Annotated in this window: 10 protein-coding genes and 2 rRNA genes; 8 read left to right on the top strand and 4 right to left on the bottom strand. The window is 52.7% G+C overall.

Translation table 11 applies throughout. The annotated features are described in order from the left end of the window. Positions 1 to 99 (top strand): 23S ribosomal RNA (locus tag LC417_RS21460); the annotation flags it as partial. 198 nt (positions 100 to 297) lie between these two features. Then, positions 298 to 413, top strand: a 5S ribosomal RNA gene (gene rrf / locus LC417_RS21455). An 85-nt stretch (positions 414 to 498) separates the two neighbouring features. Here the strand turns inward: rrf and mobB are convergent. Both mobB and mobA read right to left on the bottom strand, forming a co-directional pair. Further along, on the bottom strand, positions 499 to 1,005 hold the full coding sequence (gene mobB / locus LC417_RS21450) for a molybdopterin-guanine dinucleotide biosynthesis protein MobB (RefSeq protein ID WP_052271761.1): 507 nt from the start codon (positions 1,003 to 1,005) through the stop codon (positions 499 to 501). 1 nt (position 1,006) lies between these two features. Next, positions 1,007 to 1,573, bottom strand: coding sequence for a molybdenum cofactor guanylyltransferase MobA (mobA, locus tag LC417_RS21445; protein WP_033781132.1), 567 nt, complete (start codon positions 1,571 to 1,573; stop codon positions 1,007 to 1,009). 44 nt (positions 1,574 to 1,617) lie between these two features. On the opposite strand from mobA, the gene LC417_RS21440 reads away from it, so the two are divergent. From LC417_RS21440 to polA, 4 genes are all read left to right on the top strand, one after another. After that, positions 1,618 to 1,893: a YihD family protein gene (locus LC417_RS21440; protein ID WP_033759287.1), complete on the top strand. Its 276-nt coding sequence runs from the start codon at positions 1,618 to 1,620 to the stop codon at positions 1,891 to 1,893. A 45-nt stretch (positions 1,894 to 1,938) separates the two neighbouring features. Then, complete coding sequence (locus tag LC417_RS21435; RefSeq protein WP_010258460.1) at positions 1,939 to 2,925, top strand: serine/threonine protein kinase; 987 nt, start codon at positions 1,939 to 1,941, stop codon at positions 2,923 to 2,925. A gap of 26 nt (positions 2,926 to 2,951) precedes the next feature. Continuing rightward, positions 2,952 to 3,581, top strand: coding sequence for a thiol:disulfide interchange protein DsbA (gene dsbA / locus LC417_RS21430; protein ID WP_010258458.1), 630 nt, complete (start codon positions 2,952 to 2,954; stop codon positions 3,579 to 3,581). A gap of 378 nt (positions 3,582 to 3,959) precedes the next feature. After that, positions 3,960 to 6,746: a DNA polymerase I gene (gene polA / locus LC417_RS21425; RefSeq protein WP_033773173.1), complete on the top strand. Its 2,787-nt coding sequence runs from the start codon at positions 3,960 to 3,962 to the stop codon at positions 6,744 to 6,746. A 417-nt stretch (positions 6,747 to 7,163) separates the two neighbouring features. Here polA and yihA read toward each other — a convergent pair whose 3' ends face one another. Continuing rightward, positions 7,164 to 7,799 carry a ribosome biogenesis GTP-binding protein YihA/YsxC gene (gene yihA, locus LC417_RS21420; RefSeq protein ID WP_010258448.1) on the bottom strand — a complete coding sequence of 212 codons (636 nt, stop codon included), beginning with the start codon at positions 7,797 to 7,799 and terminating at the stop codon, positions 7,164 to 7,166. 551 nt (positions 7,800 to 8,350) lie between these two features. Here yihA and yihI point away from each other — a divergent pair. After that, positions 8,351 to 8,875, top strand: a complete 525-nt coding sequence (yihI, locus tag LC417_RS21415) for a Der GTPase-activating protein YihI (protein WP_010258445.1) — start codon at positions 8,351 to 8,353, stop codon at positions 8,873 to 8,875. A gap of 233 nt (positions 8,876 to 9,108) precedes the next feature. Continuing rightward, a complete protein-coding gene (gene hemN / locus LC417_RS21410; protein WP_223566333.1) occupies positions 9,109 to 10,482 on the top strand; it encodes an oxygen-independent coproporphyrinogen III oxidase in 1,374 nt (457 codons plus the stop codon). Positions 10,483 to 10,523: 41 nt separating this feature from the next. Here the strand turns inward: hemN and glnG are convergent, their stop codons facing one another. Next, positions 10,524 to 11,933, bottom strand: a complete 1,410-nt coding sequence (gene glnG / locus LC417_RS21405; protein WP_010258440.1) for a nitrogen regulation protein NR(I) — start codon at positions 11,931 to 11,933, stop codon at positions 10,524 to 10,526. Positions 11,934 to 11,939 lie beyond the last annotated feature (6 nt).

Here is an 11,939-nt window from a genome sequence, read left to right as displayed (position 1 = left end):
CTGAAGGGACGTTGAAGACTACGACGTTGATAGGCCGGGTGTGTAAGCGCAGCGATGCGTTGAGCTAACCGGTACTAATGACCCGTGAGGCTTAACCTTACAACGCCAGAGGCGTTTTTGAGAGACACAATTTTCAGCCTGTACCGGATAAAAATTAGCGGAAACGAAAGATTTTGCGGCGTGACAAGGCGCAGAGCGAGGACGTCAGCGGGAGCATACTGAAGTATGTGACCGGTGTGGCTGAGCGATGGCAACGCGGTCATGGCGTGAAAGATTCGTTTCGTGCACCAAGATTTGCCTGGCGGCTTTAGCGCGGTGGTCCCACCTGACCCCATGCCGAACTCAGAAGTGAAACGCCGTAGCGCCGATGGTAGTGTGGGGTCTCCCCATGCGAGAGTAGGGAACTGCCAGGCATTAAATAAGTGAAGAAGCCCCGCACGGAAGTGCGGGGCTTTTTTACGTCTGCAGATCGTGAAAAACTGCATCACAACATCCATTTCAGCGTTTCTCAAGCCAGTCGGCAATGAAGTCTGCAACGCTGTCCGGACGATTTATATCCAGAACTGGCACGTTCAGCGTTAATTTCTGGTCGCTGGCGACAGCGATTACCTGCTCATCAAGCAGTTCCTCGATCCCACCCTTGATCCCGGCCCGCCATAAAACAATTTTAGGTACGGGTTCATCTTTGAAGCCTTCGACCAGCACGACCTCAAGCGTAGCGTGATCCATGCGGCTGAGCAGATAAGGCAGATTAATCGACTGCTTTTCCGGCGTCTCACACATCAATGCCCATCGCTCTGAACTGGCCACTATCACCTGACTGGCACCCGCTTTTCTGAGCAGATAGCTATCTTTGCCTGGCGTATCCACATCCATCTGATGATGGGTATGTTTAATCAATCCTGCGCGGATACCTTTATCGCCGAGAATCGGTATCACCTGCTGCAATAGCGTCGTTTTCCCGGTTCCACTCCAGCCCACAATGGCAAGTATAGGTAATGACATGTCAGCCTCTGTTGTTCAGGTCATCAGGCGTATTGATATTGCGGAAGGCAGCCTCATCCTCATCCATCCGGACAGCATGGCCACCGTGGTCGCGCAGAAAATGCATAAGACGTCGTTCTCCAGCCTGAAGATAGTCATAAAGAGGTGCAGCCATTTCCCGATGAATCAGCGCCAGCGTAGGATGATCGCGCGACTGTGAACGTACCCAGACTGCCGGCGCCTCACCGCGTTGATCGACCAGTTTTTCGACGAAGTAGAGAGGTATTGCAGGCGTATCGCAGGAGCAAAAAGCGGCCCATTCACCGTCGATGGCGAGCAACCCACTGTAGATACCGGCCAGCGGACCGGGATAATCATCAAAAACATCCTGAATAACCCGACATCCGCTTAACTGATAGCGATCAATATTACGATTCGCATTAATCATGACAATGTCGACTTGTGGCCTGAGCCGTTCAAGGACATGCTGATAAAGCGGCCTGCCATCCAGCTGTACTAACCCTTTGTCCTGACCACCCATACGGCGGCCCTGACCACCGGCCAGAATGATGCCGGTTAATATTGTCATGACTGTGCCCTCGCTGATGACGCACTGTGAAAGGAGAAATCTGAATGAAATGCCATCGTTTAAACGAGTTAATCGAGTTGCTGCAACCCGCCTGGCAAAAAGAGCCTGATCTTAATCTGGTCACATTTTTGCAGAAACTGGCTCAGGAATCTGGTTTCCGTGGCCCGTTAAGTGAATTAACCGATGATGTATTAATTTACCATCTCAAGATGCGTGACTCAGCCAGCGATGATGAGATCCCAGGCCTGAAAAAAGATTATGAAGTTGATTTCAAAACAGCACTGCTCCGCGCACGGGGTGTCATTAAACAGGACGAGTAGTGTTATCCTTGGCTGCTATTTGCAAGGGCAACTACAGGTAACATGATGAGCGACGCTGCTTTTAACTTCCAGACATTGAATCCCGACGTGTTGCTTGATGCGCTCTGGGAAACAGGAATTCGCGTCGAATCGGGTCTGACAGCCCTGAACAGCTACGAGAACAGGGTTTATCAATTCAGCGACGACGAAAAACGCCGCTATGTTGCGAAGTTTTATCGCCCACAGCGCTGGCGTGCCGAACAGATTGCTGAAGAACATCAGTACGCACTTGATCTGCTGGCTGACGAAGTGCCCATCGCGGCGCCACTGCGGTTAAAGGGTGAGACACTGCATAGTCACGCTGGCTTCTTCTTTGCCGTATTCCCCAGCCTGGGCGGACGGCAATATGAGACAGACAACGAAGATCAGATGGAGTGGGTAGGCCGCTTCCTGGGCCGCATTCATCAGACCGGGCGTAAAGCGCTGTTCAGGCATCGGCCTGCCATCGGTCTGGATGAATATTTGCATGAACCCCGGCAGGTGCTGGAGCACTCTCTGTTAGTGCCTGCATCGCTTAAAGTCGCACTGCTACAGGCTATCGATAAGCTGGGAAACACGCTGCAACAACAGTGGCACACCACGTGGCAGCCGCTACGATTACATGGCGACTGCCATCCGGGTAATATCCTGTGGCGTGACGGACCGCTGTTTGTCGATCTGGATGATGCCCGTAATGGCCCGGCCGTGCAGGATCTCTGGATGCTGATCAGCGGCGATCGTCAGGAACAGCGTATTCAATGGGATATACTGCTGGAGGCGTACAGTGAGTTCAGTGATTTTGATATTAATGAATTGTCACTGATTGAACCTTTACGCGCCATGCGCATGGTTTATTATCTGGCCTGGGTTGTCCGACGCTGGCAGGATCCCGCTTTTCCGCGCGCTTTCCCCTGGATGACAGATGAAGATTTCTGGCGCAGGCAAATTTCACTCTTTACCGAGCAGGAGAAGCTGTTGCAGGAACCTCCTCTGCAGCTGACACCGCAATATTAATGACGTAGTCAGGAGAATTTTTCACGATGAAAAAAATTTGGTTTGCACTGATGGGTTTAGTGCTGGCATTCAGCGCATCTGCTGCCCAGTTCACTGAAGGTAAACAATATGTGAGTCTGCCTAAACCTGTGGCCGGCGAACCTCAGGTGATGGAGTTCTTCTCCTTCTTCTGCCCGCACTGCTATCAGTTTGAACGTATTTATCACGTCAATGACGCGGTGAAAAAGAATCTGCCTGCTGACACTAAGATGGTGAAATACCACGTCGATTTTCTCGGTGGAGAACTGGGGCCGGTCGTGACCCATGCCTGGGCTGTCGCGATGGCGCTGGGCGTTGAAGATAAAGTGACAGCACCTATCTTCGATGGCATTCAGAAAACGCAGACCATCACCGATCCTGCCAGTCTGAAAGAGACCTTTGTCAAAGCGGCCGGTATCTCTGCGGCGGACTATGATGCAGCCTGGAACAGCTTCGCCGTAAAAGCGCTGGTTGCGCAGCAGCAAAAAGCCGCTGCTGATGTTGATCTGCGTGGTGTGCCTGCTATTTTCGTGAATGGCAAATACATGGTTAACAACGGCGGTCTTGATACCAGCTCTATGGATAATTTCGTCGCAGACTATGCGAACGTGGTTAAATTCCTGGTAAGCCAGAAGTAATCAGCCTCACACCCCCGTTAAACGCCAGCTCTGCTGGCGTTTTTTTTATGCCTTTGAACAACGGGCCAATTTTTGTCCATCTCCAGGGCATAAATTTAATATCCACACAAGGGATCGCGCTATTAAAAATAGCGATCGGGTCACGGAAATTAAATAAGCCAATGAAATTTATGGTTTTTATTCAAGTGTCGATTATTTATTTTCCTGAAAAACAGCGCGTTATAATTTTTACGCACAAAGTTATCCACAGAACGATCGTTGCGATCCTGTCCCCAAAAGCGTGAAAAACTCCAGACGTGGCACGCCTTAGTTCACCATTTCTGCCTGGTTGTGGCATCCTTATAGCCCAACTCATAGCAACGAAGACTACACAGACTTATGGCGCAAATAGCAGAAAATCCCCTGATTCTGGTCGATGGCTCATCCTATCTTTATCGCGCGTATCACGCGTTTCCGCCGCTGACCAATAGTGCAGGTGAACCCACTGGTGCCATGTACGGCGTGCTCAACATGCTGAAAAGCCTGCTGGCGCAATACAATCCGAGTCACGTTGCTGTGGTGTTCGATGCCAAAGGCAAAACCTTCAGGGACGAGCTGTTTGAGCATTACAAATCTCATCGTCCCCCGATGCCTGACGAGCTCCGTGCACAAATTGAACCACTGCATGAGATGGTGCGGGCGATGGGGCTGCCGTTGCTGGCTGTGAGCGGCGTCGAGGCTGATGATGTCATCGGTACGCTGGCGCTGGAAGCGGAGAAAAAGGGTCTCTCAGTGCTGATCAGCACCGGCGACAAAGATATGGCGCAGCTGGTCACGCCCGCCATCACGCTGATTAACACTATGAGCAACACCATTCTGGGACCAGAAGAGGTTGAGCAGAAATATGGTGTTCCACCCGCATTGATCATCGATTTCCTTGCCATGATGGGTGATAGCTCTGATAACATTCCTGGCGTGCCAGGCGTCGGTGAGAAAACGGCACAGGCGTTGCTGCAGGGGCTGGGCAGCATGCAGACGATCTATGACAATCTGGACAAAGTGGCCGATCTCGGCTTTCGTGGTGCCAAAACCATGGCGACCAAACTTGAGCAGAATCGTGATGTGGCGTTTCTCTCTTATCAGCTGGCGACCATTAAGACAGACGTTGAGCTGGCGCTGCCCTGTGAAGAGCTCACAGTCACTGAACCCGATACAGAGGCATTGCAGGCCCTGTTCAGTCGTTACGAGTTCAAACGCTGGCTGAGTGACCTGCAGGACGGTAAATGGCTGCAGGGTAAAAAGAGCACTACGCAGGCGCAAAAAGCGCAGGCCGATGAACCGGCCCCGGTGGCTGAAACCAGCAGCGTGTTACCGACCGAGGGTTATGTCACCATTCTGGATCAGGATCTCTTTGATAGCTGGCTGGAGAAGCTGAAAAACAGCGAAGTCTTTGCGTTTGATCTGGAGACCGACGCGCTGGATACCCTGAGCGCTAATATCGTCGGCATCAGCTTCGCGGTGGCGCCCGGTGAAGCCGCCTATCTGCCGGTTGCCCATGACTATCTTGATGCGCCTGATCAACTGGATCGCGCTACCGTTCTGGCACAGCTCAAGCCCTTGCTGGAAGATGAGAGCGCATGGAAAGTTGGCCAGAACCTGAAATACGATCGCGGCGTGCTGAAAAACTACGACATTGAACTGGCTGGTATCAAATTCGACACCATGCTTGAGTCCTATATCCTCAACAGCGTGGTGGGCAAACATGACATGGATAGCCTGGCCGCTCGCTGGCTTAACCATAAAACCGTGACCTTCCAGGAGATCGCCGGTAAAGGCAAAAATCAGCTGACGTTCAATCAAATCGCGTTAGAGCAGGCATCTCATTACGCTGCCGAAGATGCAGATGTGACCCTGCAGCTGCATCTGAAGATGTGGCCAGAGCTGGAGAAAGAAGCGGGCCCGAAAAAAGTCTTTGAACAGATTGAGATGCCGTTACTGACGGTGATTTCGCGCATAGAGCGCAACGGTGTGCTGATCGATCAGTCTATTCTGGCGCAGCATTCGAAAGAGCTGACGGCCCGACTGGCTGAGCTTGAGTTGAAAGCGCATGAGCTGGCGGGGGAACCCTTCAACCTCTCATCCACCAAGCAGCTTCAGGTGATCCTGTTTGAAAAACAGGGCATCAAACCCACGAAGAAAACACCAGGCGGCGCGCCCTCAACCAGCGAAGAGGTGTTAGCCGAGCTGGCACTTGATTATCCGTTGCCCAAAGTGATTCTGGAGCATCGCGGCTTATCCAAACTTAAGTCTACCTATACGGATAAATTACCGCTGATGATCAATCCGATCAGTGGCAGGGTACATACCTCTTATCATCAGGCCGTCACCGCAACCGGACGTTTATCCTCTGCCGATCCGAATCTGCAAAACATTCCGGTGCGTAATGATGAAGGACGCCGAATCCGTCAGGCATTTGTAGCGGCCAAAGGCCATCGCATTGTGGCGGCAGACTATTCACAAATCGAACTGCGTATCATGGCGCATCTCTCTCAGGACAAAGGATTGCTGGACGCTTTTGCCCAGGGCGAAGATATTCACCGCGCGACGGCATCCGAAGTGTTTGGCGTGGCGCTGGATAAGGTCAGCGGCGAACAGCGTCGCAGCGCCAAAGCGATTAACTTTGGTCTGATTTATGGTATGAGCGCCTTTGGCCTGTCGCGTCAGCTGAATATCGGTGCGGGTGAAGCGAAAAAGTATATGGATCTCTACTTTGAACGCTATCCGGGCGTCCTGCGCTATATGGAGAACACACGCCAGCTGGCGGCGAGTAAAGGCTATGTCGAAACGCTGGAAGGCCGTCGGCTGTGGCTGCCCGATATTAAATCCGGTAACGCCATTCGCCGGAAAGCCGCAGAACGTGCCGCGATCAATGCGCCGATGCAGGGAACGGCAGCGGATATCATCAAGCGGGCAATGATTGCCGTCGATAACTGGCTGGAACAGCAAAACGACAATGCCGTCAGAATGATCATGCAGGTTCACGATGAACTGGTGTTCGAAGTCAAAGCCGGGGCGGTTGAAGAGGCGAGCCAGAAAATCCGTGCGCTGATGGAAGGTAGCGTGCAGCTCGACGTACCTTTACTGGTTGAAGTCGGTGTGGGTGACAACTGGGATGAAGCCCACTGATTCGATGCGTGTGGTCGGTTCTGAAGAACAGAATCGGCCCTGAATCAGGTATAAGAAAATCGTTTAGTTGACCGGTTTAGCGTGGTCAACGCTGGCACTGAGAGAAAACGCTTTTCTAACTGCTTATCGTCTAAACACTTTTTTCGTCATTAAACTACATCACAACGCTATTTTTGTGACGTGCATGGTAAAAAAAGTCTGGTTTGATGTAAGTAAGCAACAAAAAAGCCTTTGTCACGCACAGAAAATCAGGTAAAGTTCGTCGCGTAGGGTACAGAGGTAAGATGTTCTATCTTTCAGACCTTTTACTTCACGTAATCGGATTTGGCTGAATTTAGCCGCCCCAGTCATTCTGTGACTGGGGCGTTTTTTATTGGGCTTTTTGTACCGTCAGCGTCACCGGCACAGGGTTGCCACTCACTCTTCCGCGTCCTGATCTTCAACCGCCGGTTCAAGCGTATTAAACCAGCTGTCCAGCTTCTGACGAACCTTATCCACGCCGATTTTCTTCAGCGATGAGAAGAGCTCTACCTGCACATCACCAACAAATTCGAGTGCGGCTTCACGCACGACATTGAGCTGCGCTTTACGGGCACCTGAGGCCAGTTTGTCTGCTTTAGTGAGAAGCAACAGCACCGGAATGCCACTTTCCACTGACCACTGAATCATCTGCCGGTCGAGATCTTTCAGCGGATGACGGATATCCATCAGGATAACCAGTCCTTTCAGCGCCTGACGTTTTTGCAGGTATTCACCTAACGCGCGCTGCCACTTCAGCTTCATCTCTTCCGGGACTTCGGCATAACCGTAACCGGGCAGGTCGACCAGACGCTTACCTTCTTTCACTTCAAACAGGTTAATCAGCTGCGTACGTCCCGGCGTTTTACTGGTACGCGCCAGACCCTTCTGATTGGTTAACGTATTCAGCGCACTCGATTTTCCCGCGTTCGAGCGGCCAGCGAAAGCCACCTCAATTCCGGTATCGGCAGGCAGATGGCGGATATCCGGCGCGCTCATGACAAAGTGGGTAACGTGGTAATTCAATTCAGACAAGGTGACACTCCAGAAAACGCATTAAGGCAATGCGGGCGATTATACGCGTTATGACGCGAAAGTGCTCAATCGCATCTCGGTAACAAACTTTGTAAGAGATTTGCCATTCACGGTGCGGGTTATTTCGCTTTTTACTTTAATTACTAAAAATAAAAAAATATGTAATTCAAACCCTTATCTTAAAACGTTCTTTTTTTGAACTAACTATTTTTGACACTGACTTGAGGCTTTTACCAGTTGGTCTACATTAGTGTGCAGTGCACGGCAGCACACATCAGGATGATGCGCTCAGGGATACCAGGAGGGTTATGAGCGATGGAATGGAACAGGGTCAGGGATGCGGCCAGACAGGGATAAGGAATAGCTCAGGAGTTGAGCAGGCGCGGGATTAACCGGGATGTTACGAGCCGAAAAGGATTTAAAACATGATTCCTTCTTATGAAGGTATGAAATAAGGCGACAGCTTGAGCTGTCGCCTTTTTTCTTTGTCTACTTTCTGCTAGATTTCGCCGCAATTCTATACTGAATAAAAAAAGCCGGGACCGAATACTATGAAGCAACCTGCACGAGCTGCTAACGGCAAACCTGCCGTCAAAGCCAAACGCAAATCGCGTGACGATATCAACCATGAAGCACGCGATCGCAAACGTGATAAAAAGCATCGCGGACATGCATCTGGCAGCCGTGCTAATCCGGCTGCGTCCGAAAACAATGGCGGACGTCAGGCGGACAGCGTGAAAGATCCGCGCATCGGGAGTAAAAAACCGGTGGCCCTGATCGCTGAAGGAAAAACCGCCGCCGTTAAACCAAAGAAAAGCGCAGAAAAACCGGCAGCAGAGAAGAAAGTGCGTCTGACACCAGAAGAAGAGCTGGCGAAGCTGGAAAATGACGAACGTCTGGATGCGCTGCTGGATCGGCTGGAAAATGGCGAAACGCTGTCGGCTGAAGATCAGGGCTGGCTGGATGCCTCGCTGGATCGTATCGACGAACTGATGGAGCAGTTAGGCATTGTGATGGATGATGCCGAAGATGAGCAGGCTGAAGAAGATATGTACCGTCTGCTGAAAGGCAACTAAGCAAATTTGATCGGCATGCGTTACCCGCATGCCGCGCTTAACAGGTAAACGACAATGTTTTGGCCTGGATCAATTTTCGCGCTGCTGGCGACATGTTATCTGCTGTGGTTATTGTTTAAACTACGACGCCTGTCGCGTCTGAAGCAACGTTTACGTCGGGTTTCATCCCGCTCACCTTTTATCTACTCTTCTTCGCGACCTTCTCTCAGACGACGTCACCGGAAGGAGTGAGCATGCCATCGCAGCAGATTGAGTGGGATCAGGCGTTAATTGAAAAGTACAATTATGCCGGCCCGCGTTACACCTCCTATCCCACTGCGCTGGAGTTCAGCGAGCAGTACGCGGAAAACGACTTCCAGCGTGCCGTGGCGCGTTACCCCGATCGTCCGCTGTCGCTCTATGTCCATATTCCCTTCTGCCATCGTCTCTGCTACTTCTGCGGCTGCAATAAGATAGTGACGCGTCAGCGTCACAAAGCGGACCGCTATCTGGATGTGCTTGAGCAGGAGATTATTCAGCGTGCGCCGCTGTTTCGTCAGCGTCAGGTCACGCAGCTTCACTGGGGCGGCGGCACGCCAACCTTCCTCGACAATGCGCAGATTTCCCGGCTGGTGGCTTTACTGAAGCAGCATTTCAGCGTGGCCGATGATGCCGAAATGTCGATCGAAGTGGATCCCCGGGAAATTGCGCTGGATGTGATTGATCACCTGCGATCGCTGGGATTCAATCGTCTGAGCATGGGGGTGCAGGACTTCAACAAATCGGTGCAGGAGCGGGTTAACCGGGTACAGGATGAAGAGGTGATTTTCGGGCTGATGGCGCGTGCCCGTGAACAGGGGTTCAGCTCGACCAGCATTGACCTGATCTATGGTTTACCCCTGCAGACGCCCGCCAGCTTCGCCTGGACGCTGGAGCGGGTACTGGCGCTGAGCCCGGATCGTCTTAGCGTCTTTAACTATGCGCATTTGCCGGCGATGTTCGCGGCACAGCGTAAAATCAAAGAGGGTGAACTGCCATCGGCTCAGCAAAAGCTGGATATTTTACAGCAGACCATCGCAACTCTGACTCAGCAGGGCTACCAGTTCATTGGAATGGATCACTTTGCGAAGCCGCAGGATGAACTGGCTATCGCGCAGCGCAAAGGCCAGCTGCATCGCAATTTCCAGGGATACACGACGCAGGGCGACAGCGATTTGCTGGGGCTTGGCGTCTCTGCCATCAGCATGATTGGCGACAGTTATGCGCAGAACCAGAAAGACCTTAATACCTGGTACAATTGTGTGGAACAGCAGGGAAATGGCCTGTGGCGTGGCATCGCCTTAACCGACGATGATTGCCTGCGTCGGGACGTGATAAAAACGCTGATTTGTAACTTCTCGCTGAATTTTGCCGCGACAGAAGCGCAATGGGGCATTCGCTTCAGCGACTATTTTGCTGAGGATCTGGCGCTGCTGAAACCGTTGATAGCTGATGGGCTGGTGGAACTAACCGCTACGGGGCTGGAGGTGACGGGAATTGGCCGGTTACTGATCCGCAATATCTGCATGTGCTTTGATCGCTATCTGCGTCAGAAAGCGCGTCAGCAGCAGTTCTCCCGCGTTATCTGAAGAAACGGGCTGGCAGACTTCACCAGCCCGTACTGAACCGCTTATTCCATGCCCAGCTCTTTGAGCTTGCGCGTCAGCGTGTTTCGTCCCCAGCCCAGCAAACGTGCCGCTTCCTGTTTGTGGCCCTGCGTATGACGCAGCGCAGTGGTGAGCAGCGTGCGCTCCATCTCCGGCTGGGCTTCTGACAGCAGATTCTGATGACCGGAACGCAGAGCGCGATCGGCCCACTGTGCCAGCAGCGTTGCCCAGCTGTCAGGCAGCGACTGCACCGGATTCTCCGGCGTACTGGATTCAAACAGTTCTCCGGGCAGGTCCTGAATCAGGACTTCCTGACCCGCAGCCATCACGGTCAGCCAGCGACAGGTGTTCTCCAGCTGACGCACGTTACCTGACCAGTGCAGTCGGGTTAACGCTGTCTCGGTTTCCGGATGCAGAATCTTCGCTTCCACACCCAGCTCACGCGCCGCCACCTGCAGGAAATAACGCGCCAGACGCGGGATATCCTCACGACGCTCACGCAGCGGTGGCAGATGCACACGAATCACGTTCAGGCGGTGAAACAGATCCTCACGGAACTTGCCTTCCTGTACGCGTAATTCCAGATTCTGGTGGGTCGCCGCGATAATACGCACATCCACTTTGACCGGCGCATAGCCACCAACGCGATAGAACTGGCCATCGGCCAGCACGCGCAGCAGACGGGTCTGCACATCCAGTGGCATATCACCGATCTCATCCAGAAACAGCGTGCCGCCATCCGCCTGCTCAAAACGGCCCTGACGGATCTGGTTCGCCCCGGTAAAGGCGCCTTTTTCGTGACCAAACAGTTCTGATTCAATTAAATCTTTGGGGATCGCCGCCATGTTGAGCGCGATAAAGGGCGCTTTGGTGCGCGGGCTGTGGCGATGCAGCGCATGGGCCACCAGCTCTTTACCGGTACCGGACTCGCCGTTGATCAGCACACTGATCGACGAGCGCGATAATCGTCCGATGATGCGGAACACATCCTGCATCGCGGGCGCTTCACCGATGATATCGGTGGTGGGTCCGCTGACCGGCTGATTACGTGGCTGCTGCTGCTCCTGATAGTGGCTGATAGCACGCTCGACCAGCGCAACCGCTTCATCGATATCGAACGGCTTAGGCAGGTAATCAAAGGCACCCTGCTGATAGGCGCTGACGGCAGCGTCCAGATCAGAATGCGCCGTCATTATGATGACCGGAAGCATCGGATGACGCTGCTTAATCTGTTTCAGCAGCGCCAGGCCATCCATACCGGGCATGCGAATGTCTGACAGTAAAACGTCCGGGGTCTTGGTTGAGAGGGCATCCAGCACCTCGCTTGCGCTGTCAAAAGTCGCACAGCTCAAACCGGCTCCAGTGAGCGCGCGTTCAAGCACCCAGCGGATGGAGCTATCGTCATCGACGATCCAGACTATCCCTCGTTGCATAGAAAC

The sequence above is a fragment of the Pantoea sp. OVA07A genome, assembly GCF_019969975.1.
GTDB lineage: Bacteria > Pseudomonadota > Gammaproteobacteria > Enterobacterales > Enterobacteriaceae > Pantoea > Pantoea agglomerans.
Note: the sequence above shows the minus strand (reverse complement) of the source record. Positions and strands in the feature narration are given on the sequence as shown.

What these genes read in the sequence shown, in the direction of transcription:
- LC417_RS21440 (WP_033759287.1), top strand. Translation starts at nt 1,618, where the DNA reads ATGAAATGCCATCGTTTAAACGAGTTAATCGAGTTGCTGCAACCCGCC.
- polA (WP_033773173.1), top strand. Translation starts at nt 3,960, where the DNA reads ATGGCGCAAATAGCAGAAAATCCCCTGATTCTGGTCGATGGCTCATCC.
- dsbA (WP_010258458.1), top strand. Translation starts at nt 2,952, where the DNA reads ATGAAAAAAATTTGGTTTGCACTGATGGGTTTAGTGCTGGCATTCAGC.
- yihI (WP_010258445.1), top strand. Translation starts at nt 8,351, where the DNA reads ATGAAGCAACCTGCACGAGCTGCTAACGGCAAACCTGCCGTCAAAGCC.
- mobA (WP_033781132.1), bottom strand. Translation starts at nt 1,573, where the DNA reads ATGACAATATTAACCGGCATCATTCTGGCCGGTGGTCAGGGCCGCCGT.
- glnG (WP_010258440.1), bottom strand. Translation starts at nt 11,933, where the DNA reads ATGCAACGAGGGATAGTCTGGATCGTCGATGACGATAGCTCCATCCGC.
- mobB (WP_052271761.1), bottom strand. Translation starts at nt 1,005, where the DNA reads ATGTCATTACCTATACTTGCCATTGTGGGCTGGAGTGGAACCGGGAAA.
- LC417_RS21435 (WP_010258460.1), top strand. Translation starts at nt 1,939, where the DNA reads ATGAGCGACGCTGCTTTTAACTTCCAGACATTGAATCCCGACGTGTTG.
- hemN (WP_223566333.1), top strand. Translation starts at nt 9,109, where the DNA reads ATGCCATCGCAGCAGATTGAGTGGGATCAGGCGTTAATTGAAAAGTAC.